This window comes from Conexibacter sp. CPCC 206217 (assembly GCF_030646165.1).
Taxonomy (GTDB): Bacteria; Actinomycetota; Thermoleophilia; order Solirubrobacterales; family Solirubrobacteraceae; genus Conexibacter.
This window is the reverse complement of record NZ_JAUTDO010000017.1, coordinates 1-23,596: the sequence shown is the minus strand read 5'-3', so window position 1 is coordinate 23,596 and position 23,596 is coordinate 1. Positions and strand designations below refer to the sequence as shown.

Below are 23,596 nucleotides of genomic sequence, written 5' to 3'. Positions count from 1 at the left end.
CGGGACGCCTTGCCCTACCCGTCCTGGTCCGGCAGCTCGTAGACCTCCACCCCGCAGCGCTCGCTGACGCAGAGGCGGTCGTCGGACTCGACGTGGCTGGTGCCGTCGTCGAGCGTCGTCTCGATCGTCGCCGACAGCCGCGACGTGCCAGATGCGATCGCGTCCTCCGGCAGCGCGACGGCGAACGTGCGCAGGCTGATCGTCGGGCCGAGTCTCTCCAGCAGCGCCCTGCCGGCCGGCAGCAGGTCGTCCTCGGGTGGGCGCTGCACCTTCGCGGTGATCGCGTCGGGCGACAGCTGCGCCTCGTAGCGGCGGCCGCCCAGCTCCACCGCGACGCTGCGCGCGGTCGCGTCGACCTGCCCGACGAGCAGGCGCCCGACTCGCCCATCGTGCTGCGCGGCGGTCAGCCAGACGCCGATCGCCGGACCGTCGGCGAGCGCCGAGGCGAGCGTGAACGCGTTGCGGCCGACCAGGTCCGGCACGCGCCGCGGCAGCCGCTCGGGCACCGCGGTGGCGACGATCCAGCCACCGCGCGCCTTGTAGTTCGTCACCGTCCAGTGCGTGCCGATCGCGTCGGTCAGCGTCATGTCGGTGCGTGCGGGCGACCGGCCCGACCCCTGCGCTGCGTCCGGCGGCGGCTGACGCTGCGCGACGACCCCGAGGTCCTCGCCCGCGTTGCCGCTGAGCAGGTTCTCGAGCGGGGAACCGGGGATCGCGGCCACGCCGCCGCCGATCGTCAACGTGACCGCGAAGACGGCGCCGCTGAAGAAGCCCAGCCGTCGCCGTCGCCGACGTCTGGCGTTGCGGCGGCGGATCGCCACCATCAGCTCCCGCTCGATCGTGTCGAGCACCTCGTTCATTTGCCCTCCCGCAGACTTCCGCTGATCCGCGCGAGTGCCCGGCTCACGCGCTGGCGGACGAGCGCCTCGCTCACATCCTGTTCGCGGGCGATGTCGTCGTAGTCGCGCTCGTCGACGACCCGTGCGAGCACGGCGGCACGCTGCTCGGGGGGAAGGTCGTCGACGAGCGCGGTCAAGGGTTTGTCGCGCATGCGCGCGCTGAGGCGTGCCTCCGCACGTTCGAGCTCCTCGTCCTGGAACTCGATCCGCGGCACGCCCAGACGGGCGCGTGCCGCCAGCGCGCGACGCTGCTTGCGCCGGTTCATCGCGAGCAGGTTGTTCGCGATCCCGAACAGCCATGCGCGCGCCGGCTCGCGCCGCGGCTTGAAGCGATGGCGGCCTTCGAAGGCGCCGGCGAAGACGTCCGCGGTCAGGTCCGCCGCGGCCTCGACGTCGCCGGTGCGCTGACGCAGATACATCAGCACCGCTTCCGCGTGGCGACGGTAGAAGACGGCGAAGGCCTCCGCGTCCTGCACGGAGGCCTTCAGCAGCTCGTCGTCGCTCCGGGAGTCGGCCATCTACAGGTACCTTGCCGATGACTCCCACGTGTGACAGCCGCACCGCGATCCGGTGCGGCGTTGGTCCGACGTGTTACGGCGTGCCGCCGCCACCTCCGCCGCCGCCGTCGCCGCCTCTGCCGGCGACCGCCGCGACGTAGTCCGACACGTCCGTGATCTGCTCTCTCGACAGGCGCCCGCCGAACGCCGGCATCCCGCCGCCGCCGTTGATCACCTGCTGCTCGACGGTCGCGGAGTCCGGTCTGAGGTCGTCGAGGTTGGGGCCGACGGTGCCGTTCGCGCCCGCGGCGGCGAGCGTGTGGCAGCCCGCGCACTGGCCCGTGAAGACCGTTCTGCCGGCCGCCAGCAGCGCTGCACTGGTCCCGGTGTCCGGGGTGCTCGGCGTCTCGGCTCTTCTCTCCTCAGCGGGTCTTCTCTCGGTTTCCTCGGGTCTTCTCTCGGTCTCCGCCGACTGCGACTCGCCCTCGCCGGTCTCACCCGCGGCGGGCTGCTCCGTCGGCGTGACCGCTCTGCCGGTCGCGCCGATCCGGTACGCGATGATCTGCGCCTGCTGACCGGGACCCTGCGGGAAGCTGGCGGCGGTGATCAGCGTGTCGCCGGCGATCGCGATCGTCGCATTGGTGCCGGCCGGCAGTCTCTCCTGCCAGACGATCTGCCCGTTGTCGACGTCGAGTGCGTAGATCGTGCCGTCGAACGTCGTCGTGAAGACGAGGTTGTTGACGACGGTCGCGGCGCCGTAGGCCGGCGTCGGGAATCTGCGCACCCACTTCTGGTCGCCGGTGGCGACGTCGAGCGCGACCATCTCGCCCTTGCCGCCGGCGATGTCGAGTCTGCTTCTCTCCTGCGTCAGGTACTGCGTCGGCAGGTCGACGATCGGCGCGAAGACGACGCCGTCCTTGACGGCCATCTGCGTCTCGACGCCGCCGAGGCTGCCGGGGTAGACGGTGACCGGCGTCTGCAGGTCCTCGTATCTGCCGTCGAGCGCCAGCTCGTTGTCTCTGTCGTGCCCGTTGTGGACGCCGACCGCTCTCTCCCACAGTCTGTCGCCGTTGTCGGCGTCGAACGCGTAGACGTAGCCCTGCTTGCCGGACGACAGCACGACTCTCTTGCCGTTGGACTCGGTCAGGATCGGCGGGAGGTGCAGATCCCAGTCGTAGACGTCGTGCGGCAGAACCTGTCTGTACCACTCGACGTCGCCGGAGGTCGCGTTCAGCTTCACGAGCGAGTTCGTGAAGAGATTCGGGCCGGGGCGGCTGGAGCCCCACGGGAACTCGTCGGTGCCGGGCCACGGCGCCGGGTTGGCGACGTCGATGTAGATGTTGCCCTCGCCGTCGAACGCGGGCGGATGCCAGAGGCCGCCGCCGGAGTTGATGTCGATGTGTCTGGCGTCCCAGAGGTTCTCGGGCACCGTCGCGAAGTCCCAGATTCTTCTGCCGGTCGCGCCGTCGAGCGCGTGCACGATGCCGACGCCGTCGCCTCTGTAGAAGCCTCTCGCGTTGCCGGGCACCGTCGAGATGTAGACGATCCCGTCGAGGTAGCCGGGCGCCATGTCGACGCCCTCGCGGTCGTTGCGCGTGATTCTGACGTTCCACAGCTCTCTGCCGGTCGCCTCGTCGAGCGCGAAGGCGGAGTCGCCGGTGCCGCCGTAGACGCGGCCGTCACCGACCGCGACGCCGTTGGGTCCGACGGTCGGGGAGTCGTATCTCATCTCCCACTTGACCTGGCCGCTTCTGAGGTCGATCGCCTGGACGTTCGAGGCGAGGTCCTGCGTGAAGACGGTGTCGTCGACGACGACGGGGGTGGAGGCGTAGCCGCCGAACGTGCCGGCCGCGGTGATCGGCACCGACCACGCGACGCCGAGTCTGGTGACCGTCGAGGTGCTGATCGGCCCCTCGACGCTGCGCGTGTTCTGGAGGTCGCCGTTGGGGTGCGCCCACGAGCCCTCCGGATTGGAGCCCGAACCGGCCGCGACGAACGTCGTGCTGCTCGCCGACGTGTCGTCGTCGTCATCGCCGCCGCAGCCGCTCACGACGAACAGGAGCGCTGCCAACAGCGCTCCGACGATCGCGAGACGGCGTATGCCGCGCGCGCGACTTCCACCGTTACCTCCCATGCCTGCCTCCTCGATTCTCAACAACGGCCTCACGAGCCTTCCCTTCCCGATGCTGCGGTGCTTGACCCTTCTCTGACCGTGCGAACATAGCGCGTTCTGGCGCGAAGCTTGCATGCACAACCATACGTTTCAGGCCCTCCCCGCAGCTCTCCCAGGGGCTCGCTATCGTCGCCGCGCGATGACGACGATCGCCTTCGCCACCTGCACCGAGCTGCTCGCGCTCGACCCCGACGACGCCCTCCTCGCCGACGCCGTGCGCGCGCTCGGCGCCGAGGTCGTGCCGCGCGCGTGGGACGACGGCGCGGTCGACTGGTCTGCGTTCGACCTCGTGCTGGTGCGCTCGCCGTGGGACTACCACCTGCGCCGCGACGCGTTCGTCCACTGGGCCGCGCGCGTCGAGCGCGAGACACGCTTGCTCAACCACGCCGCGACGATCGCCTGGAACACCGACAAGACCTACCTGCGCACGCTCGCCGAGCGCGGGGTGCCGACGGTGCCGACGGCGTGGGTGGGGCAGGCGGGCCCCTCCCCCTCGCTCGCCGACCTGCTCGCCGAGCGCGGCTGGGCCGGAGGCGAGGCGATCGTCAAGCCGGCGGTCGGACTCGGCTCGTCGGGACTGCTGCGCGTGCCGGCGGGCGATCCCGGCGGGGCGGGCGCGGCGCACCTGTCCGCGCTCGCGGCCGCCGGCGACGCGATGGTGCAGCCGTTCGTACCGTCGCTGCCGGTCGCGGGCGAGCTGTCGCTCGTCTTCTTCGAGCGCCGTCTCAGCCACGTGCTGCGCAAGCGCCCGGCCGCGGGCGAGTTCCGCGTGCAGCCGGAGTTCGGCGCCGTCACCGTGCCCGCGACGGCGACCCCGCGGCAGCTCGCCGTCGCCGAGCGCGCGCTCGCGTGCGTGGACGACGACGCGCTGCTGTACGCGCGCGTCGACCTCGTCGCCGGACCGGCCGACGAGGTCTGGCTGATGGAGCTGGAACTGGTCGAGCCGACGCTCTACTTCGAAGCGGCGCCGGGCAGCGCCGAGCGCTTCGCGCAGCTCGTTCTGGACGCCGCGCGCGCATAGCTCCGGCACGACACGTAGCGGCAATCTCCTGCATGCCGCGCCAGATTCCGGTATCTATTCTCGGAACCAGGAGCTTTAACGAGGAATAGGGAAGTTCCACGTTGACCGAACCGAGCGGATTCGAAGCGGTGCCGTCACGCCCCGGCGCGGGCGATCGGCGAGGTGCGATCCGATGACGGCGTTCCTCATCGGGCTGTTGCTGCTGATCGGCTGCATGCTGTGCGTCGCGGGGCTGTGGCAGCACTGGGCCGGCATCCCGCCGTGGCGCCTGCCGCGCAGCGTCCCGCGCCCGCGCACGCGCGTCGGCAATCGCGTCTACTCGCTCGCGCGCTGCTGCGGCTTCCGCTACTCCTACGAGCGCGACGCACTCGTGCTGCGCTTCGTCGGCCGCCGCTGGGGACCGGTCCTGAAGCTGGCCGACAGGTTCCCGCCGCCGCCCGTCGCGGCGCCGCCGAAGCGGCCTGCGAAACCGACGCGACGCGTGCCGGGCCGGAAGGCGCGCGGAGCGAACAAGCCGCGCGCCGACAGACGCGCGGGGGCGCGCGGGAAGGGCGCGGAGGGCGGTGCGGAGGACGCCGGGACGAGAGCGAGTCGCCTGGTGCGCAATGCCGACGCGACTGAACGCCGCGTACGGGACGCACCGCTGCGGGCGACCGGAATGGCGATCACGGCCGCAGAGGCGCGCAGAGCGACGGACCGCATCGTCGATGTCGCCTGCCTGAAGCTGCCGCATACGCACAGGGGGCAGCAGCTGTGGCAGCTGATCGCCGTCGACGTCGACGCGCGTTTCGTGTGGGCCGAGCTGAAGCGCACGCGCGGCGGGCCGCCGTCGCCGCAGGACGCGACCGGCTTCGTCCGCCGCCTCGCCGCCGATCTCGACATGCGCGGTCTGCGGCTCAGCGCGATCGTCGTGCGCAACGACGGCGCCTCGCAGCGATCGATCTTCGACGCCACCGCGGGCGGCGGCGTGCGACTGCTGCGCGTCCCGCCCAGCAGTCGCCACGAACGCGTCGCCGCGCACACGCACCGCCGGATCGTCTCGGTCTACTGGCGCGACGCGTTCGCCGAGGACCAGGGCAGGTCGCTGAGCGCGCTGCGGCGCGGCCTGCGCACATGGGTCGACGAGCACAACGACAGCCCGCCCGCCTACGACCCGTCCGCCCCGCCGCCGGCGACGGCGCTCGTCGCGTCGTCGCCCGACACGTCAGCGACCTCGGCCGGCCGGGCGTAGAGCCGCAGTCCGCGAGCAGCCGCAGTTTGTGCCGCCATGGCGGGACAGAGCTTGCCGCTGCTCTGCGCCGGCAGCGCGATCCGTTCACCGCGATCGACACACGATCCTCCGCATCGTCCCGTACGGTGACGCCGATGTCGCGCGTCCGCCGCCCCTCCCCGCTCGCGGTCGAGCTGCTGCTGCTCGCGGTCGGCTCCGCGGCGCTCGCCGTGCTGATGCACTGGCCGCTGGTGCTGCACCTCGGCGGCGACGTCGCGAAGGACCTCGGCGACCCGTTGTCGCAGTCGTGGCAGGTCGCGTGGGGCGGGCACGCGCTGTTGCACCAGCCGCTGCACCTGTTCGACGCGAACCAGTTCTATCCGTACCGCGACACGCTCGCCTTCTCCGACGCGCTGATCGGCTATGCGCCCGCCGGCGTGATCGGCCGCGGACCGCACGCCGCGATCGCGCGCTACGACGTGCTCTACCTGTTCGCGTACGCGCTCGCGTTCTCCGGCGCGTACCTGCTCGCACGCACGCTCGGCGCACCGCCGGCCGCCGCGCTCGTCGCCGGCGCGGCGTTCGCGTTCTCCCCCTGGCGGCTGGAGCAGGCGGGCCATCTGCACGTGATCTCCAGCGGCGGGATCCCGCTCGCGCTCGCGCTGTTCGTGCGCGGCTGGCGGCGCGACGCACCGTGGACCCTGTTGCTCGGCTGGATCGTCGCGACGTGGCAGCTCTCGCTCGGCTGGACGCTCGGCCTCCAGCTCGCCTACCTGCTGCTCGCACTCGGTCTCGTGCTGCTCACGCGCCGATGGTGGCTGCGACGCGGCGCGGGGGCAGCGGCGCGCGGGGCAGGCGGCGGCGCAAGCGGCGGCGCAGGCGGCGGCGCGACCGTGCCTGGCGACCCAAGCGCGGCGAGTGACCGACACGCGGACGCGGCTGCCGCGGACGGTGGGCGCGGGACGGCCGCATCGCCGCTCCCCCGGCCGCTGCTCGCCGCGACCGCCGCCGGCGGGCTGCTGTTCCTCGTCGTCGGCGTGGCGATCGGGCGGATCTACCTGCGCGTCGCCGATGCGTTTCCGAGCGCGCGACGGGGGCCTGAGATCGTCGCCGCCTACTCCGACGGGCCGCTGCAGTTCCTCGCCGCCGGGCGCGACAGCTTCGTGTGGGCGGACGCGACGGCGCCGGTGCGCGACCGCTTCGACGCCGTCGCGGAGCAGTCGCTCTTCCCCGGCCTCGTCGTCGTCGTGCTGGCGGTGCTCGGCGCGGGCTGGGGCAGCTGGCCGCGGCCGCTGCGACGGGGGCTCGGGATCGGCGTGCTGGTGACCGCGGTGCTCGCGCTCGGCTACTCCGACCCGGACGTGCGCTTTCTCTTCCCCTACGGCTGGCTGTCGGCGCTGCCCGGCTGGGACGCGATCCGCACCCCCGGCCGCCTGATGACGCTGACGACGCTGGCGCTCGCGCTGCTGGCCGCGGCGGGAGCGCAACGTCTGCAGGGCCGCTGGCGCTGGGCGCCGCTGCTGCTGACCGCGCTCGTGCTGCTCGAGGGCAGCGCCTTCTCGCTCGACGGCGGCCGCCTGTCCGGCCCGCCGCACCCGACCGTGCCGCGGCCGCCCGCCGGCCTCGCGGCCGCGACGCCGCCGCTGCTGGAGCTGCCGATCGAGGCGGACGACAACCGCCGCTACCTGCTGTGGTCGACCGACGGCTTCCCGCTGATGGTCAACGGCCGCAGCTCGACCAACCCGCCGGCCTTCCTCGGCCTCAGAACGCGGATCGCCGGATTCCCCGATGCCGCCTCGGTCGCTCGTCTGCAGGCGCTCGGCGTGCGCACGGTCGTCCTGCACCGCGACCGGCTCGCCGGCAGCCCCTGGGCGGCATGGGCGCAACGCCCGTGGCGCACCCTCGGCATCTCACGCGAACTGCGGGACGGCGTCGTGCTCTTCCGTGTTCCCGCGTTGCGTCCGTGACGTATCTGTTTCATCCGCAACAGCCATGTTCCGCGGGGAACGTGCGACGAGCGCGAGCAACAGCAGACCGAGTGCTGCACCGGCGGCGAACAGCGCCGCCGCCCCGCTGTCGCCGGTGACGACCGCCGGCACGTCCCACAGCGCCGGTGCCGTCGCCGCGATCGCCAACCACAGCGCCAGGGCCCCGATCGCGACGACGACGTCGCGCCGTGAGACGCGTGCTGCGCCGGCAGGCGCAGCCGTCGCGGCCGACCCGCCTGCGCGCAGCGACGCCGCGAGGTCGCGCTCGTCGCGACTTCCCAAGCGCGCGGCGTCATCCGCCGGCGCACCCGCTCCCCCACCCGACCCCCACGGCAGCGCGAGCGCGAGTGCGAAGGCGACGCAGGCGAGGACCGGGAGGATCGTCGGCCAGCTGTTGCCGAGACCGAAGGCGCTCAGCAGCGTGTTGGAGAACAGGTCGTAGTCGATCAGGCTCGCCCAGATCCCCGCGCTGTCGAGATCCCCGATCAGGGGGCGGGTGAGCGTGGCGGCCAGCAGCACCACGAGCGACGGCCCCATCAGCGCCGCGCACAGCGCCGGCCGCGCGCGCCAGGCGGTCGCGAAGCCGAGCGCCAGGAACGGCAGCAGCGGGACGAGGAAGCGCGGGCCAGGCGTGCCGCCGCCGAACGGCGTCCAGTAGCCGGAGTCGTAGGTCAGATACGCGAGCACGATCCCGCCCGCCAGCAGCGCCTCGGCGCGCTGACCGCGACGGAACAGCAGCACGAGGCCGTAGACGCCGACGGCGGCGATCGGCGCGATCGTCAGCAGGCCGCGCGCCGACACGAGCAGCTCCAGCGCCGTGCCCGGCTCCGGCCAGTTGATGCCGAAGAAGTGCGAGTCGTTGAGGCCGAGCTGCGCGTGTCCGCTGCGGCCGGACACGCTGACCGCGCCCGTGTAGGAGTTGTGCCACAGAGTCCCGAACGCCCACACGTTGTACGCCATCAGCGGCAGCACGCCGACGAGCACGCCGCCGGCGAAGGCGCCGCCCCGCCGCAGTCGCGCCGGCCACGTCGCGAGCGCGCCGCCGCGGAAGGTCGCGTAGAGGCCGATCAGCGCGCCGGCTATCGCGAGCGGGTACTCGACCGTCACGGCGAAACCGGCGCACAGGCCCGCGAGCGCCACGAGCGTGAGTCGTGACGGTCCTGCGCGTTCTCGCAACAGGACCGCGAACGCCGCGAACGCGAGCGCCGCCGCCAGCACGTGGCCGAACAGCTGCGTCGAGAACGGCAGGATCAGCGTGCCCGCGCCGAGCGTGACCGCGGCCGCGAGGCCGCCGCCGCGCACGAGCCGGTCGCCCGCCCAGCGGACCAGCGCCAGCAGCAGCACCGCCGGCAGCACGCTCCCCAGCAGCCCGAGCGCCCAGACGATCGGCGACTGCCGTTCGAGCTGATCCTGGATGCGGTCGCGGCGTACCGCGCTGAAGCCGTAGTTGTGGACCGGCAGCGCTCTGTAGTCCCAGCGGCTCGGCCCGTGCTCACGCGCGGTGCGGGCCGCGTCGTCGGCGAGCCGGTCGGCGCCGACGGCGTCGAGCGCGAGGTACGCCGGCGTCAGCAGCAGCGCCATTCCGGGCGCCTTGACGGAGTAGAAGTGGCCGTCGTACCACGACTTGTCACGCGTCTCCCAGTGATACGCGTCAATCTGCGCGTTGCCGTCGGCGAACGCCTTGACCTGCGCGAAGTACGCCGTCTGTGCCCAGCCGAGGTTCTGCATCACCAGCGCATAGGCGATCCCGAGCGCGACGAGCGCCAGCACCGTGCGGCGGCGCCGGCTCCAGCCCGTGGCGAAGCGAAGGGCCGTGCGGGTGGGCCGCAGGTGGCGGCGAGGAGACTGCACGCTCATGATCTGAATGGTCCCCGTCGGGGACGCGCCTGAGATTGCAGTCGTGTGAACGTCGCGTATTCCCGGTCTGCCATTGCCCCGGAAGGTGACAGACGCCCGCGACGTCATCGCCCGCGACGTCATCGCGCCGGCAGGTGGGCACGCCCGGCCCGCCCGGCGCGCCCGGCAGCGGCGCGGCCGCGCGTGAGCCGTCGCCGTGCGGGCTCAGCCGGCGGGCACGGGCGCCGCCGCGCGCCCTCAGCCGGACGCGACCGCCGGCTGCTTGCGCGCTCCGACGCCCCAGATCGCGAACGCCGGCAGGACCAGCACGAACGCGAGGCCGATCAGCTCTGCGATCGCGTCGACTGTCGAGAAGTTGTCGAGGTGCGAGGCGTGGAAGACGAAGTGCAGCAGCGACATCAGCGCCCAGCCCGTGCCGACGGCGCGCACGAGATCGGTCTGCAGCTTCCACGCCGCCCAGCCGAGCACGACCGCGAAGCCGAGGTAGAGCCCGCCGACGTCGGTCACCAGATGCTGGTTGTAGGGCGGCAGCAGGTCGACCCAGTTGGCGAAGAACGGATAGTCGTCGTAGAAGCCGCGCGGCGCGAACGCCGCCGGCAACCCGACGCTGACCGCCTCCAGCGCGAGCACGACGAGCGCCGCGCGCGCGATCCCAGGCGCGCGCATCAGCGCTCCTCCTCGATCGCGTCGTCACCCGCGGACGGCTCGATCGCGTCGTCGCCCGCGGGCGGCTCGATCGCGTCGTCACCCGCGGACGGCTCGATCGCGTCGTCACCCGCGGACGGCTCGATCGCGTCGTCACCCGCGGACGGCTCGATCGCGTCGTCACCCGCGGACGGCTCGATCGCGTCGTCACCCGCGGACGGCTCGATCGCGTCGTCACCCGCGGACGGCTCGATCGCGTCGTCACCCGCGGACGGCTCGCCGGCGATCGCCGACGGATCCGCGGCGCCGCTCCCGGACGGCGGTCCACCGGCCTCCGGCGGCAGCGGCACGTGCTGCAGCTTCTGCGGATTGCGCACGACGTCAATCGCGACGATCCGGCCCCTGTCGATCGTGCACGAGACGACGCTCAACTGCGCACCGTCGTGCAGTACGAGGCCCGGCAGCCCGTTGACGTCGACGAGCGCGCCGCGCACGACGCGGCCGGTGACTCTGTTGGCACGGGCCAATCCGGCGAGCGTCTCGAGGACATGGTCGCGCCCCAGGACCGGTCTGCGGATCGCGTTGACGATCCCGCCGCCGTCGGAGGTCATCACGACGTCGGGGTCGAGCACGCTCACGAGCGCGTCGACGTCGCCGGCCTGCCACGCGCCGGCGAACGCGGTGACGATCTGCGCGTGTTCCTCGCGCGAGGCGGGATAGCGCGGCGTCCCCTCGTCGACGTGTCTGCGCGCGCGTGATGCCAGCTGACGCACGGCCGCGGGGCTGCGTCCGACGACCTCGGCGACCTCGCCGAAGTCGAGGCCGAAGACGTCGTGCAGCACGAACGCCGTCCGCTCAGCCGGGGAGAGACGTTCCAGTACCACCAGCAACGCCGTCGTCACTTCTTCGTCGAGCGTGACGCGATCGGCCGGATCGCGTGCGTCGGCGGCCGATGCCTGCGCGCCCCAGACCGGTCGCTCGCCGCTCGCGCCGCCCGCGCCGACCGCCGGCTCGGGCAGCCATGGTCCGACGTAGCGCTCGCGACGGCTGCGCGCGGAGCCGAGCGCGTCAAGCGCCAGCCGACCGACGACCGTCGTCAGCCACGCGCGCAGATCGTCGATCTGCGCACCGTCGACGCGCTGCAGCCGCAGCCACGCCTCCTGCACGACGTCATCGGCCTCGGCGAAGCTGCCGAGCGTGCCGTAGGCGATCCGCCGCAGGTACCCCCGCTCGGCCTCGAACGCGACCGCGAGCTGCTCGGCCTCTGCAGGGTTGCTCATCGCGAGACCGACTCTTTCACGTCGCCGTGGAGCGTGTTGGCAGCGCGCGCACCAGCGCGTCGCGTACCGGCGTCGCGTGCGGCGTCGTCGCGTGCGGCGTCGTCGCGTGCGGCGTCGGCGCGTGCGGCGCCGCTTGCCTCGGACACGGACTCGCCGCCGCCGGCGCCAGCTGCCCGCTCGCCGGCGCGCGCCAGCCACTGCGCGAAGTCCGGCGTCCCGGTCGCGGCCGCCCCGGTGCACAGCGCACCCGCGCGCAGCGGGCGACCGAGCTTCGGCGGCAGCGGCAGCGGAGCCTTCGGCAGGCGGCGGCCGTGCGCCTCGCGCCAGCTCGTCGCCAGCTCGCCGAGCGTCTGCACGCGCGGCCCGCCGATCTCCGGCCGCCGCCCGGACGGTCCGGCGTGGACCGCGTCGGCGAGGTGCGCGGCGACGACCGCGGGATCGATCGGCTGCACGCGCGCGGCGCCGCTCGGCAGCATGCGCATGCGCGCGAACGCCGTGAAGAGATAGTCGATCAGCTGGTGGAACTGGGTCGCGCGCAGCAGGCTCCACGGCACCGGTCCGCCGGCCACGACCTGCTCCTGCTCGACCTTCGCGCGGTAGTAGCCGAGCGGCACCTGATCGCAGCCGACGATCGAGATCGCGACATGGTGCGCGACGCCGGCCGCCGCCTCGGTCGCCAACAGCCTGCGGTTGCCCTCGACCAGCAGCTCGCGCGCCGCTCTCTGGTCGTTCGACGCGTCGACGACCGTCTCGACGCCCTGCAGCGCCGCCGCCAGCGCGTCGCCGTCGCGGATGTCGGCAGCGCGATGCTGCGCGCCCCGCTCCAGCAGCGCCGCGGCCGCGCTGCCCGGCACCGGCGTGCTGCGGCTGACGATCCGCACGGTGTCACCGCGCTCCAGCAGCTCTGCCACCACGGGCTGCCCCAGCACCCCCGTTCCTCCGATCACCGCTACGTCCATCGTTGCGCTCCTGTCCGCGTTCCGTTCACCGTTTCGATGCGGAGACGACACAGGCCGCCGGAGTGTGACAACAGGTTCGCGAGCAGGCGCGCGATGCGCCGGCGAGCGGTGCGTCCCGCCACGGCACGCCGCTCAGGCGACGACGCGCAACGTGCCGGTCAGCGCGCCCAGCGGCGGCTGCAACTCGGTCCATCCTTCGACCGCCTGCAGCTGCGCGGCGAGCGCGAGCAGGCGCGGCTCCGCGCCGCCCGGACCGAGCAGCTGCGCACCGATCGGCAGGCCGCCGTCGGTCAGACCGGCGGGCACGTTGACGGCCGGCCAGCCGAGCACGTTCCACGGCCACGTGTACGGGCAGGCCGCGACCATCAGCTTGTCGGTCTCCCAGCCGCCGAGGCCGTCGATCGCGCCGATCCGCGGCGGCGGCTGCGCCGTCGTCGGCGCCAGCACGACGTCGAAGTCGCGGAAGATCCGCCCGACCTGGCGCTGCAGCGGGCGCTCCAGCGCGCGTGCGATGCCGAGCAGCGGGCGCAGCCTGCGCCCGACCGCGATCGCGTGGCGCGTGCGCGGGTCCAGCCGCTCGGGCTGCTCGACGCGCTCGTCCGCCCAGCGGCCGAGGCCGCCCATCGCGCGCGGGATGAAGCTCGCGCCGATCAGCCCGTAGGCGGGGTCGGCGATCTCGACGTCGTGGCCGAGCTCCGCCAGCAGGCCGGCGATCCACAGCACTCGCCCGCGCACCGCGGCGTCGAGCCGCGCCGGCGCGGCGCTGAACGGGATCCGCAGCGACAGCGCGATCCGCAGCCGGCCCGGGTCGCGGCGCGCCGCGAGCACGTACGGCTCCTGCGGTTGCGGCGGGGCGTGCCGCTCTCCTGCAGCGCCGCCCGCGAGCACGTCCAGCAGTAGCGCCGCGTCCTCGACGCTGCGCGCCAGCGGGCCGATGCAGGTGAGGCCGTAGAACGGGTCCGGGTCGGGCAGCGTGGAGATCCGGCCGCGCTGCGGCTTGACGCCGACGAGGTGCGTCCAGGCGGCGGGGATGCGGACCGAGCCGGCGCCGTCGGAGCCGACCGCGGCCGGCACGAGCCCCGCCGCGACCGCCGCCGCCGAGCCGCCCGAGGAGCCGCCGGGCGTGTGCGCGGGCGCCCACGGGTTGCGCGTCGCACCGAACGCCGGACCCTCGGTGAACGGCCATTGGCCCAGCTCGGGCGTCGTCGTCTTGCCGACGATCACCGCGCCGGCCGCGCGCAGGCGCCGGGCGACCTCGCCGTCGGCGGCGCGCAGCGCGAACGCGCCCTCGCAGCCGAACGGCGTCGCCTCGCCCTCCAGGTCCATGTCGTCCTTGATCGCGACCGGCACGCCCAGCAGCGGCAGGCGGGTGCCCGCGGCGCGGGCGCGGTCGGCCTCGGCCGCCTCTCGCAGCGCCGCCTCGTCGCGCACGCAGCGGAACGCGTTGAGGACCGGCTGGGCGGCGTCGATGCGCCGCAGCGACAGCTCCACCAGCTCCCGTGCGGACACGTCTCCCGCCGCCACCAGCGCGGCGAGCGTGCCCAGTCCTGCGAACGCCAGCTCGTCCCGCGTGCTGCTCCCGGCTGCCTCCATGGGCTCCTCCACGGATCCGGTTCGATCTCGTTCGTTCGAACGAACGATACGCCACGGCGGATATGCTCCGCCACCATCGAACCCACCTCGACAGCCGATCGCGAGTCGTCCGCGACCCCGTCCAACGTGTCCGCGCCAACGCCGCCCGCGGGGGCGCCCACGCCGATCCCGCAGCGAACCCGAGCCGCCGCGCTACGAGCGCCGGTCGCAGCGCCGGCCCCGGCCGCCACGCGCGAGCGGATCCTCGACGCGACCCTGCGCGTGATCGCGCAGGACGGGATCGGCGCCGTCACGAACCGCCGCGTCGCGGCGGAGGCGGGCGTCGCGCTCGGCTCGCTGACCTACCACTTCCGCAGCCAGACGGAGCTGCTGCGCGACAGCCTGCTGCGCTACGTCGAACGCGAGGTCGCGAGGCTCGGCGCGATCGCGGAGCGCCTGCGCGCGGCGGAGGCGACGCCGAAGCAGGCGGCGGTCGCCGTCGAGCAGCTGCTCGACAGCGACCCGGCGCGGCCCGGCGCGGTCGCCGAGCTGGAGCTGCACCTGGAGGCGTCGCGCGACCCGGCGCTGCAGGACGCCTCGGCGCGCTGCTTCGCGGCCTACGAGGACTTCGCGACCGCCGTGCTGGAGGCGCTCGGCGTGCCCGAGCCGGCACGCCACGCGCCGTCGGTCGTCGCGCTGATGATCGGCCTGACGATGCGGCGCCTCGGCACCGGCGCGCAGGACGCGCACGGCACCGCCGACGCGCTGCTGACGATCGTGCGCGGGGCGCGGGCGGGCGATTGAGCGGACGCAGCGCACCGGGCGCGGGCCGCCTGCCGGGCGGTCTGCGGCGCGGCTGAGGGCTCGCCCGCCGTTGCCGGCGAGCGAGCCCCGTGCCACCAGCGGCCACCACAGCCACGAGATTTCGAAGGGGGATCGGGTTGGGCGCCGGCGTGCCCCCCCGGGTGCACCGGCGCCCAACCCTTGTGTTCTAAGGAGGAGAGATTTAGAACGAGAGGGATATTGCGGGACGCAGCCAGCGACGTGGTTGGCCCGATGGCGAAGATTTCGCTCGAACGGTTCGACCGCGCCCAAGCGGCCCCACCGAGCCGCCGACTCCACTCATAGGCTGTAGAACCCACTGCGAACATATGTTCGTGACTACAGGCACCGGCATTCCTCCGTACGTGATCTTCCGCCAGGCGCTCGACGCCGGCGACCTCCCGCGGATCCGCTCACTGGCCGCGGCGATGCCGCACATCAGCCTCCAGGACGCGTTGCGGATCTGCCTGCTGATGCGCGACCACGACGGCTACGACCGCGCCGCGGTGCGCTGGCTCGGCCGCTTCGCGCTCGAAGCCGGCAACGTCACGATCGAGGACGTGCAGGCAGCCGCGGCGGCGCTCGACGCGCTCCCCGACCGCCCCGACGCGGCGATGGAGCGACTCGCGGCAGTCTGCGCGCGGTGCGGACTGGCGCAGTAGGGAGCAACGCCGGGACAGCGCGACGACGGTCGCGAACGCTCACCCAGAGAACGCAACACTCAAGCAGCAGATGAAACAGTTTTGTTCCACCTGCTACGCTGACGTTCCATGGCGGACCAGACACAGCTCTTTGACGCCGTCGCGCGCGTGCTGGCCCGCCAGCCGGGCTCCTCGATGCAGGAGATCGCCAGCGCCGCCGGCATCAGCCGCACGACGCTGCATCGCGCGTTCGGCGATCGCGAGACGCTCGTCGAGCGTCTCAGCGAGCACGTGCTGGCCGACTGCGAGCGGCTGTTCGACGCGGCCGGCATCGACCACGCGCCGGTGCTGGAGGCGTTCGAGCGGCTGCTCGACTCGACGCTCGCGTTCGCGAAGGCGTACGCGCTGCTGTTCGCCGAGCCGTACGTCTACCGCGTCCCGCGGCTCGTCGCCGAGATAGAGACGCAGGACGCGCGCCTGGAGCGCTTCTTCGCGCGCGGGCAGGTCGAGGGCGCCTTCCGTCCCGACCTGCCGCCGCGCTGGCTCGCCTACTCCGTCGGCGCCCAGCTGGAAGCGATCTGGTGGGCGATCGACGACGGCCACGTCGGGCCCCGCGAAGCACCGCGCCTCGTGCGCGCGACCGTGCTCGGCGGCATCGCCACGCGCGGCACCACCGAGGCGCCGGCCGGCGCCACCTACACACGGCCATGAGCCCGAGACTCCCCGCCGCCGCCGGTCGCTGGACCGTGCTGGCCGTCATCTGCGCGGCCGTCCTCGTCGTCGTGATCGACGTCACGGTGCTGCACGTCGCGGCGCCCGCGATGACGGAGGACCTGAAGCCGTCGGCGGTCGCACTGCTGTGGATCATCGACGTCTACCCGCTCGTCGTGGCGCCGCTGCTGGTCGCCTCCGGCGCGCTCGGCGACCGCTTCGGGCGCAAGCGGATCCTGCTCGGCGGCCTCGTCGTCTTCGGGGCCGCCTCGGCGCTCGCCGCGGCCGCATGGTCACCGGCGGTGCTGATCGCCGCGCGCGCGGTGATGGGCGTCGGCGGCGCGATGATCCTGCCCTCGACGATGTCGATCGTGCGCAATGCGTTCGAGGATCGTGACGAGCGCCGTACCGCCGTCGGCATCTGGAGCGCGACGATGGCCGGCGGCGCGGCGATAGGCCCGCTCGTCGGCGGCTTCCTCGTCGAGCACTGGTGGTGGGGCGCGGTCTTCCTGATCAACGTCCCGGTCGTCCTGATCGTGCTGCCGCTCGGGCTGAAGCTGCTGCCCGAGAGCAAGGCGCTGGTCCCGCCGCCGTGGGACACGCCGTCGGTCGTGCTCGTCGGCGCCGGCATCCTCGGCTTCGCGTTCGGCCTCAAGCAGGGCGCGCGTCACGGCTTTGCCGATCCGCTCGTGATCGGCGTGCTGGTCGCCGCGCTCGTCGCGCTGACGGTCTTCACCCGCCGTCAGCTCGCGCGCTCGGAGCCGCTGCTCGACATGCGCCTGTTCGCCGACCGCGCCTTCACCGTCGCGACCGGCTGCGTGCTGCTGTCGATGTTCGGCCTCGTCGGGCTGGAGCTGTTCTTCGCGCAGTACCTGCAGCTCGTGCTCGGGCTGGAGCCGCTGGCGGCGAGCGTGCGGCTGCTGCCGCTGATGATCGCGAGCCTCGCGGGCGGCCTGCTGGCGGCGCCGGTGCTGCGCCGCCTCGGCACGCGCACGACGATCACCGGCGGGCTGGCGCTGACGACGGTCGCGCTCGTGCCGCTGCTGGCGCTCGGCCTCGACGACCGCGTCCTGCTGCTGTCGATCCCGTTCGTCGCGATCGGCCTCGGCCTCGAGATCGCGCTCGTGGCGGCCAACGACGTGATCATCTCGGCCGTGCCGGCCGAGCGCGCCGGCAACGCCGCGGCGATCGAGGAGACCGCCTACGAGCTCGGCGGCGGCCTCGGCGTCGCCCTGCTCGGCTCGATCCTCGCGGCCGTCTACACCGACGCGATCGGCGTCGTGCCGGGCGTCGGCAGCAGCGCGCAGAGCGCCGCCGACGAGTCGCTCGGCCGCGCGGTCGAGGTCGTCGGCAGCCTGCCCGCGGCAGCCGGCGACGCACTCGTCGCCGCCGCGCGCGACGCGTTCCTGAGCGGCCTGCACGTCGTCCTCATCGTCAGCATCGCCCTGCTCGCCGTCAGCGCCCTGCTCGCGGCACTGGTGCTGCGCGGGCGGTCGGCGCCGGCGCCGACGCCGACGCCGGTCCGCCGCGAGGACCGCAAGATTGCTGTCGTAGAACAGCAGTGATCCTTCGCTCCACGATCCCGTCCGGCCCTTCGTCGGCGCCTCCGCGGCACGCCTCGACCGCCTGACCGGTCATCGTTCCCGCTGGTGGACGTCCACGCGACTCGCACGATCGCCGCTTCACCCGTGGAGATCTACACGTTCCTGGAGAACCCGGACCGCCATTGGCAGCTGCTCGGCCGGCGCCTGCAGCCGCTGCGCCCCTACGACGGCGAGCGCTCGCAGGTGCGCCTGCGCGGTCCGCTCGGAATCCACCGCACGCTGTGGATCCGGATGGCGGTGTCGGACCCGCCGCACGAGCTGGTCGGCCGCGTCGAGGCCGGCGGCGGCACGACGATCGGGACCGTGCGCTGGGAGATACGAGAGCACACCGCCTCGTCCAGCGTCACGCTGACCGCCCGCACCGAGGTCGCCGCCTGGCTCGACCGCCTCCTGCTCGTGTGCGGCGGCGCGCACTGGCTCAGACGCTCGCTCGAGGTGACGCTGCGCGCGCTCGACGAGCGGCTCGCACCGGATTGAGCCGGGCCGCGTCGACCGCCAGCATCACGTCGAGCCAGCTGCTCGAGAACGGAGCGTCACGCACGTGTCTCGGCGGCAGCAGCACGGCGGGATCGAGCGCCTCCATCCAGCGCGGCTGGCGCTCGAGCGGCGTCAGCGAGCAGCAGAAGTACGCGGCGTGCAGAGCCGCCGGGTAGTCGTTCGCGTTCAGCTCCGCGCCGCTCTTGGCCTGCCACGGCGAGGTGCGCCGGCACAGCACCGGCGGCCCGCGCCACCAGCCGCCGCCGTACAGCACGATCCACTCCGCGTCGAGCTGGGCAGCGCCGCGCCGGACCGCGCCGCGCCGGCTCGCTCAGCACGAGTGTCCCGTGCCGTCTGCCGCCCGCGCTGGCACATTGCCACTCGGAATCGACGAGCGGACGGCTGGGGAGCGACTGTCGCCGACGTGCCATCCGCGATCATCAAGGAATCCTCGACGTCATCCTCATCGGACTCAGCGGACTGCTGATCATCCTGGCCGTCCGCGTCGTGGCGGATCGGACCGGGCTGCCCGCGGCGGTGCTGTTCGTGCTGACCGGGACGGTGCTGTCGGTGCTGAACGTCGGGCCGTCGAGAGACCTCGATCCGGACGTCGTGCTGGAGCTGCTGATCCCGCCGCTGCTGTACGCCGCGGCGCTCAACGCGAGCGTGCTGCAGATGCGCTCGCATCTGCGCGTGATCGGGTCGCTGTCGGTCGGGCTGGTGCTCGCGACGGCGCTGGTCGTGGCGGTCGTGCTCGACGCGATCGTGCCGGCGATCGGGTTCGCGGCGGCGCTCGCGCTCGGGGCCGCGGTCGCGCCGCCGGACCCGGTCGCCGCGCTCGCGATCGGGCGCCGCGCGCGGATGCCGGAGCGGCTCACGACGCTGATCGAGGGCGAGGGGCTGCTGAACGACGCGACCGCGCTGACGCTCTACGGGATCGCCGTCACGGCCGCCGCGGCGGGCGGCGGGATCGCCTTGCCGGAGGGCGTCGGGCGCTTCATCTGGGCGGTCGCCGGCGGCGTCGCGGCAGGATTGCTGATCGCCGCGATCGTGCGCTTCGCGGCAAGGCGGCTGTCGGATCCGCTGCTGGAGAACGCGCTCTCGCTCGCGACGCCGTTCGCCGCCTTCGCGCTGGCGCAGTCGGCCGAGGCCTCCGGTGTGCTCGCGGTCGTCGTCGCCGGCCTCACGCTCGGCCACCAGTCGCCGGTGATCGAGTCCGGTCCCGCCCGCCTGCAGACGCGCGCCGTCTGGCGGCTGCTCGAGTTCATATTGGAGGGCTACGTCTTCCTGCTGATCGGCAACCAGGCGGACAACGTCGTCGAGGGGCTCGGCGACTACTCCGCCTCGACGATCGCCGCCGCGGCGCTGGGGACCGTCGGCGCCGTGCTGCTCGTGCGCCCGCTGTGGCTGCTGTGGCTGCGGCGCATCACGCGTGCCGCGGGCGAGACGAGACTGTCGCTGCGGGAGGTCGTCGCGCTGTGGTGGGCCGGCACGCGCGGCGTGATCACGCTCGCGACCGCGTTCGCGCTGCCGCTCGACTTCCCCGACCGCCACCTGCTGCTGTTCTGCGCCTACCTCGTCGTGCTGATCACGCTCGTCGGGCAGGGCCTCACGTTCGCGCCGCTGCTGCGAGCGCTGAGACTGAGAGCCGACGAGGCGGAGCAGCGCCGCGTGCGCGCGGAGGCGCGGCTGGCGGCGGTCGAGGCCGCGCTGCGGCGGCTGGACGAGCTGATAGAGGAGGAGCGCGTCCCCGCCGACGTCGGGGCGCGGCTGCGCAGCCTCTACGAGGTGCGGCGCACGCGGGCGCAGAACCGCGTCAGCACGCTCGCCGACGACGAGGTCGACGACGACCAGTTCGCGCGCGAGACCGAGGCCCGCGGCCTGCTGCGCCGCAGCATGATCGACGCCGAGCGCGAGGAACTGGTGCGCTGGCGCGACGCCGGCCGCCTGCCCGACGCGAGCCTGCGGATCCTTCAGCGCGAGCTGGACTTCCAGGAAGGCTCGCCGGTGGGCTCTTGAGCCCTACGCGTACGGCTCGCGCACGAACGCGACGTGGGCGGGGTTGACCGCGACCCGCTTGCCGTCCTGGTGCAGCGTGAACAGCGCGAGCCCGCCGCCGGCCGCGGCCCGCAGCCGCTCGACGACGTCGTCGTAGGACTCGCGCACGATCAGCTTGACGCTGTCGCCCGCGTTCGTCGCGTCGGTCACGATCACTGCGCCCATCACGCTCTCCTGACACCGAGCCCGGAAACAAGGAAGCCGCCCTCGCAGGCGGCTTCCAGCAAGCCCTCTTCCGGACTCGAACCGGAGACCCCTTCCTTACCATGGAAGTGCTCTACCAACTGAGCTAAGAGGGCGACGAGGTGCCAGCGTAGCGAACCCTGGCGCGCGGCGCTCGCAGAGCCGGGGGCGAACGCCGCCGCGCGGGCCGGCGAGCCGCTCAGCGCGCCCCGCCGCGCGCCGCGCCGCCGACCGCGCCGCCGCGCTTCAGCAGCGCCGTCGCGTCGTCGGCGGAGAGCGGGCGGGCGAACTGGAAGCCCTGCGCGAGCGGGCATTCGCGCTCGACCAGGAAGCGGCGCTGCGCCTCGCTCGTGACACCCTCGGCGATCGTCACCATGCCGAGCGCGGCGCCCAGCTCGATGATCGCGGTCAGCATCGAGGAGGCCTGCGCGTCGTCGGGCACGCCGCGCAGGAACGACTGGTCGATCTTCAGCGTCTGCACCGGCACGTCGCGCAGCCGCACGAGCGAGGAGTGGCCGGCGCCGAAGTCGTCGATCGCGAGCCGCACGCCCAGCTCGTGCAGCGCCAGCACGACCGGGTTCGCGCGCTCGGCGTCGAGCATCGCGGCCGACTCGGTGATCTCCAGCGTCAGCATCGAGGCGTCGAGGCCGTGCTCGTCCAGCGCCGCGCGCACGGTCGAGGGGAAGTCCGGTCTGCGCAGCTGGCGCGGCGAGACGTTGACGTGCACGTGGCTGGCCAGCCCCTCCGCGCACCACGCGCGCTGCTGCGCGCAGACGGCGTGCAGGACCCAGCCGCCGATCGCCTCGATCAGGCCCGCGTCCTCGGCCAGCGGGATGAACTCGTTGGGCCCGACCATGCCGCGCTCGGCGTCCTGCCAGCGCACGAGCGCCTCGAACGCGTGCAGCCCGCCGTCGCCGGGCGCGACGATCGGCTGGTAGTGCACGACGAAGTCGTCGCGCTGCAGCGCGCGGCGCAGCTTGCTCGTCAGCGACAGCCGCGCCAGCGTCTGGCGCGAGTCGCCGCCGTAGCTGGCGATCCCGCCGCGGCCGGCGTGCTTGACCTCGTACATCGCGGCGTCGGCGTGGCGCAGCAGCGTGTCCGCGTCGGCGGCGTCGTCGGGGTACATCGAGATCCCGATCGAGGCGCCGACCTCGAACTCCGCGTCGGCGAGGTGGAACGGCTCCAGCAGCGCCGCCTCGACCTGCTTGGCGACCGCCTCGGCGCGCAGCCGCGCGTCCTTGTCGAGGTCGGTCAGCAGGATCAGGAACTCGTCGCCGCCCTGGCGCGCGAGCAGGTCGGTCGTGCGCACGACCGTCTTCAGCCGCACCGCGATCCGCCGCAGCAGCTCGTCGCCGGCGGCGTGGCCGAGGCTGTCGTTGACGGCCTTGAAGTCGTCGAGGTCGACGTACAGCAGCGCGACGGAGCTGCCGGCGCGCCGCGCCCGCGCGAGCGCGAGCGCGAGGTGCTCGTCCAGCAGCGCGCGGTTGGGCAGCTTCGTGAGCGAGTCGTGGTAGGCGAGGAACGCGATCTGCTCCTGCGCGCGGCGGCGCTCGGTGATGTCGGTGAAGGCCGACACGACGCCGTAGGGCCGCGTGTCGCCCTCGTGGAAGATCGGATGGCTGCTGACCGTCGCCCACAGCTCCCAGCCGTCGGCGCGCTCGAAGTGGACGACTCTCTCCGGCTGGCGCAGCCCGGTCTCGAACGCGCGCCCGGCCGTCGAGGTCTCGCTCGTGATCGGCGTGCCGTCCTCGAACGTCATCGTGACGCCGCTCGCGCCCTGGCCCATGTCCATCAGCTCCTCCGCGGAGCGCGCGCCGAAGATCCGCACGGCGGCGTCGTTGCAGCTGATCACGCGGCCGTCGGAGCCGTAGATCAGCAGCCCCTCCTCCAGCGCGCCGATCACCGCGCGGCTGCGCTCCTCGCTCTCCGCCAGCGCCGCCTCCGCGATCCGCGTCGCGGTCACGTCGGTGATGATCCCCTGCGTCAGGCGGGGGTTGCCGTGCTCGTCGCGGATCACGGTGTCGTGCTCCCAGACCCACACGACGCGGCCGTCGGCGTGCAGCATCCGGTACTCGCAGTCGAACGACGTCTCCTCGCGGAAGGCGTAGCGCGTCTCCGCCATCACGCGGTCGATGTCGTCGGGGTGGATCTGGTCCTCCCACAGCGTCGTCTCGCCGATCCAGCGCTGCGACGGGAAGCCGAGCAGCTGCTCGATCTGGGGGCTGACGTAGACGAACGTGCCGAGCTCGTCCCACTCGCTGACGTAGGTGACGGCCGGGATCGTCTCGATCAGCGTGCGGTAGCGCGACTCGGTCTCGGCCAGCTCGATCGCGTCGCTGACGCGCTCGGTCACGTCGTGCAGGATCCCGACGTAGCGGCGCGCGGTGCCGTCGTCGTCGGCGACCGGCATCAGGAAGATCTCGTTCCAGAACGGCGAGCCGTCGCGGCGGTAGTTGCGCACCGTCACCCAGCACTCCTCGCCGGTGCGCAACGCGGCGCCCATCTCGGCGATCGCCTCCGCGTCGGTCTCGGCGCCCTGCAGCAGCGCCAGGCTGCGGCCGAGCACCTCGTCGGAGCGGTAGCCGGTCAGCTGCTCGAAGGCCTCGTTGACGAACGTCGCCGGCCAGCGCCCGGCGCCGTCGTCCTCCGCGATCACGATGCCGTTGTTGGTCGCCGCGAGCGCGCGCTGGTGCAGGTCCAGCAGCGCCGCCCCGCGGCGGTAGTGCAGGTGCAGCGCGACCTGGCCGGCGAGCGCGCCGACGTCGGCGACGAGCTCGCGGTCCAACGCCGCGCCCGGCCGCAGGTGCAGCTCCAGCACGCCCTCGCAGGCGCCGCCGGCGACGAGCGGGATCGCCAGCCCCGTGCCCTCCAGCAGCTCGTGCCGCGCGGCGGCGGCACGGCGCGCGATCGTGATCGGGGCGCCGTTGGGGGCGGGCGGGGCGGCGGCGGGCGCGGCGCCGGGCGCGGGTGCCGCGCCGGCGGGCGCGGCGTCCAAGTCG

The 23,596-nt window shown here is 73.5% G+C and carries 20 protein-coding genes and 1 tRNA gene; 9 read left to right on the top strand and 12 right to left on the bottom strand.

Annotated features, from left to right (window positions below; all coding sequences use genetic code 11):
• Window positions 1-14 precede the first annotated feature (14 nt).
• The 3 genes from Q7L65_RS26965 to Q7L65_RS26955 all read right to left on the bottom strand — a co-directional run bounded on the left by Q7L65_RS26965 (window position 15) and on the right by Q7L65_RS26955 (window position 3,467).
• Complete coding sequence (locus Q7L65_RS26965; protein ID WP_304726496.1) at window positions 15-860, bottom strand: hypothetical protein; 846 nt, start codon at window positions 858-860, stop codon at window positions 15-17.
• Window positions 857-1,417, bottom strand: coding sequence for an RNA polymerase sigma factor (locus tag Q7L65_RS26960; protein ID WP_304726494.1), 561 nt, complete (start codon window positions 1,415-1,417; stop codon window positions 857-859). Before Q7L65_RS26960 ends, Q7L65_RS26965 begins: the two co-directional genes overlap by 4 nt.
• Before the next feature lie 73 nt (window positions 1,418-1,490).
• The gene (locus tag Q7L65_RS26955) at window positions 1,491-3,467 is read right to left on the bottom strand and encodes a PQQ-binding-like beta-propeller repeat protein (RefSeq protein WP_304726492.1); all 1,977 of its coding nucleotides are present in this window, start codon (window positions 3,465-3,467) and stop codon (window positions 1,491-1,493) included.
• A gap of 241 nt (window positions 3,468-3,708) precedes the next feature.
• Between Q7L65_RS26955 and Q7L65_RS26950 the strand changes: the two genes are divergently transcribed.
• The 3 genes from Q7L65_RS26950 (at window position 3,709) to Q7L65_RS26940 (ending at window position 7,767) form a co-directional block, all read left to right on the top strand.
• The gene (locus Q7L65_RS26950) at window positions 3,709-4,590 is read left to right on the top strand and encodes a RimK family alpha-L-glutamate ligase (protein WP_304726491.1); all 882 of its coding nucleotides are present in this window, start codon (window positions 3,709-3,711) and stop codon (window positions 4,588-4,590) included.
• A gap of 172 nt (window positions 4,591-4,762) precedes the next feature.
• On the top strand, window positions 4,763-5,821 hold the full coding sequence (locus Q7L65_RS26945; protein WP_304726490.1) for a hypothetical protein: 1,059 nt from the start codon (window positions 4,763-4,765) through the stop codon (window positions 5,819-5,821).
• A gap of 134 nt (window positions 5,822-5,955) precedes the next feature.
• A complete protein-coding gene (locus tag Q7L65_RS26940; RefSeq protein WP_304726488.1) occupies window positions 5,956-7,767 on the top strand; it encodes a hypothetical protein in 1,812 nt (603 codons plus the stop codon).
• On the opposite strand, the gene Q7L65_RS26935 is transcribed toward Q7L65_RS26940, so the two are convergent.
• From Q7L65_RS26935 to Q7L65_RS26915, 5 genes are all read right to left on the bottom strand, one after another.
• Window positions 7,711-9,645, bottom strand: coding sequence for a hypothetical protein (locus Q7L65_RS26935; RefSeq protein ID WP_304726485.1), 1,935 nt, complete (start codon window positions 9,643-9,645; stop codon window positions 7,711-7,713). The genes Q7L65_RS26940 and Q7L65_RS26935 overlap by 57 nt on opposite strands.
• Before the next feature lie 237 nt (window positions 9,646-9,882).
• Entirely contained in the window at window positions 9,883-10,311 is a 429-nt protein-coding gene (locus Q7L65_RS26930; protein WP_304726483.1) for a hypothetical protein, read from the bottom strand.
• Window positions 10,311-11,570 carry an RNA polymerase sigma factor SigJ gene (gene sigJ / locus Q7L65_RS26925; protein ID WP_304726481.1) on the bottom strand — a complete coding sequence of 420 codons (1,260 nt, stop codon included), beginning with the start codon at window positions 11,568-11,570 and terminating at the stop codon, window positions 10,311-10,313. Before sigJ ends, Q7L65_RS26930 begins: the two co-directional genes overlap by 1 nt.
• Window positions 11,567-12,529, bottom strand: a complete 963-nt coding sequence (locus tag Q7L65_RS26920) for an SDR family oxidoreductase (RefSeq protein ID WP_304726478.1) — start codon at window positions 12,527-12,529, stop codon at window positions 11,567-11,569. Before Q7L65_RS26920 ends, sigJ begins: the two co-directional genes overlap by 4 nt.
• Window positions 12,530-12,661: 132 nt before the next feature.
• Window positions 12,662-14,122: an amidase gene (locus Q7L65_RS26915; RefSeq protein ID WP_304726476.1), complete on the bottom strand. Its 1,461-nt coding sequence runs from the start codon at window positions 14,120-14,122 to the stop codon at window positions 12,662-12,664.
• 126 nt (window positions 14,123-14,248) lie between these two features.
• On the opposite strand from Q7L65_RS26915, the gene Q7L65_RS26910 reads away from it, so the two are divergent.
• The 5 genes from Q7L65_RS26910 (at window position 14,249) to Q7L65_RS26890 (ending at window position 18,356) form a co-directional block, all read left to right on the top strand.
• Complete coding sequence (locus Q7L65_RS26910; protein WP_304726474.1) at window positions 14,249-14,905, top strand: TetR/AcrR family transcriptional regulator; 657 nt, start codon at window positions 14,249-14,251, stop codon at window positions 14,903-14,905.
• A 353-nt stretch (window positions 14,906-15,258) separates the two neighbouring features.
• Window positions 15,259-15,585, top strand: coding sequence for a hypothetical protein (locus tag Q7L65_RS26905; RefSeq protein ID WP_304726472.1), 327 nt, complete (start codon window positions 15,259-15,261; stop codon window positions 15,583-15,585).
• Between the two features lie 108 nt (window positions 15,586-15,693).
• Window positions 15,694-16,275: a TetR/AcrR family transcriptional regulator gene (locus Q7L65_RS26900; protein ID WP_304726469.1), complete on the top strand. Its 582-nt coding sequence runs from the start codon at window positions 15,694-15,696 to the stop codon at window positions 16,273-16,275.
• On the top strand, window positions 16,272-17,840 hold the full coding sequence (locus Q7L65_RS26895) for an MFS transporter (protein WP_304726467.1): 1,569 nt from the start codon (window positions 16,272-16,274) through the stop codon (window positions 17,838-17,840). The genes Q7L65_RS26900 and Q7L65_RS26895 overlap by 4 nt, the downstream gene beginning before the upstream one ends.
• Before the next feature lie 84 nt (window positions 17,841-17,924).
• Window positions 17,925-18,356 (top strand): SRPBCC family protein, encoded by a 432-nt coding sequence (locus Q7L65_RS26890; RefSeq protein ID WP_304726465.1) that lies wholly within the window; start codon window positions 17,925-17,927, stop codon window positions 18,354-18,356.
• Here the strand turns inward: Q7L65_RS26890 and Q7L65_RS26885 are convergent.
• The gene (locus Q7L65_RS26885; protein WP_304726463.1) at window positions 18,298-18,630 is read right to left on the bottom strand and encodes a hypothetical protein; all 333 of its coding nucleotides are present in this window, start codon (window positions 18,628-18,630) and stop codon (window positions 18,298-18,300) included. The genes Q7L65_RS26890 and Q7L65_RS26885 overlap by 59 nt on opposite strands.
• Window positions 18,631-18,710: 80 nt before the next feature.
• Here Q7L65_RS26885 and Q7L65_RS26880 point away from each other — a divergent pair, with 80 nt between their 5' ends.
• On the top strand, window positions 18,711-20,375 hold the full coding sequence (locus tag Q7L65_RS26880) for a Na+/H+ antiporter (RefSeq protein ID WP_370552636.1): 1,665 nt from the start codon (window positions 18,711-18,713) through the stop codon (window positions 20,373-20,375).
• A 3-nt stretch (window positions 20,376-20,378) separates the two neighbouring features.
• Here the strand turns inward: Q7L65_RS26880 and Q7L65_RS26875 are convergent, their stop codons facing one another.
• The 3 genes from Q7L65_RS26875 to Q7L65_RS26865 all read right to left on the bottom strand — a co-directional run.
• On the bottom strand, window positions 20,379-20,579 hold the full coding sequence (locus Q7L65_RS26875; protein WP_304726461.1) for a hypothetical protein: 201 nt from the start codon (window positions 20,577-20,579) through the stop codon (window positions 20,379-20,381).
• 61 nt (window positions 20,580-20,640) lie between these two features.
• A tRNA-Thr gene (locus Q7L65_RS26870) sits at window positions 20,641-20,713 on the bottom strand.
• A gap of 83 nt (window positions 20,714-20,796) precedes the next feature.
• A partial coding sequence (locus Q7L65_RS26865; protein ID WP_304726459.1) for an EAL domain-containing protein occupies window positions 20,797-23,596 on the bottom strand: 2,800 nt, incomplete at its 5' end.

Bases quoted from the DNA above. Each gene is read 5' to 3' on its own strand.
- Q7L65_RS26950 (WP_304726491.1), top strand. From the start codon at position 3,709: ATGACGACGATCGCCTTCGCCACCTGCACCGAGCTGCTCGCGCTCGAC.
- Q7L65_RS26930 (WP_304726483.1), bottom strand. From the start codon at position 10,311: ATGCGCGCGCCTGGGATCGCGCGCGCGGCGCTCGTCGTGCTCGCGCTG.
- sigJ (WP_304726481.1), bottom strand. From the start codon at position 11,570: ATGAGCAACCCTGCAGAGGCCGAGCAGCTCGCGGTCGCGTTCGAGGCC.
- Q7L65_RS26965 (WP_304726496.1), bottom strand. From the start codon at position 860: ATGAACGAGGTGCTCGACACGATCGAGCGGGAGCTGATGGTGGCGATC.
- Q7L65_RS26915 (WP_304726476.1), bottom strand. From the start codon at position 14,122: ATGGAGGCAGCCGGGAGCAGCACGCGGGACGAGCTGGCGTTCGCAGGA.
- Q7L65_RS26920 (WP_304726478.1), bottom strand. From the start codon at position 12,529: ATGGACGTAGCGGTGATCGGAGGAACGGGGGTGCTGGGGCAGCCCGTG.
- Q7L65_RS26960 (WP_304726494.1), bottom strand. From the start codon at position 1,417: ATGGCCGACTCCCGGAGCGACGACGAGCTGCTGAAGGCCTCCGTGCAG.
- Q7L65_RS26935 (WP_304726485.1), bottom strand. From the start codon at position 9,645: ATGAGCGTGCAGTCTCCTCGCCGCCACCTGCGGCCCACCCGCACGGCC.
- Q7L65_RS26900 (WP_304726469.1), top strand. From the start codon at position 15,694: ATGGCGGACCAGACACAGCTCTTTGACGCCGTCGCGCGCGTGCTGGCC.
- Q7L65_RS26875 (WP_304726461.1), bottom strand. From the start codon at position 20,579: ATGGGCGCAGTGATCGTGACCGACGCGACGAACGCGGGCGACAGCGTC.
- Q7L65_RS26940 (WP_304726488.1), top strand. From the start codon at position 5,956: ATGTCGCGCGTCCGCCGCCCCTCCCCGCTCGCGGTCGAGCTGCTGCTG.
- Q7L65_RS26895 (WP_304726467.1), top strand. From the start codon at position 16,272: ATGAGCCCGAGACTCCCCGCCGCCGCCGGTCGCTGGACCGTGCTGGCC.
- Q7L65_RS26945 (WP_304726490.1), top strand. From the start codon at position 4,763: ATGACGGCGTTCCTCATCGGGCTGTTGCTGCTGATCGGCTGCATGCTG.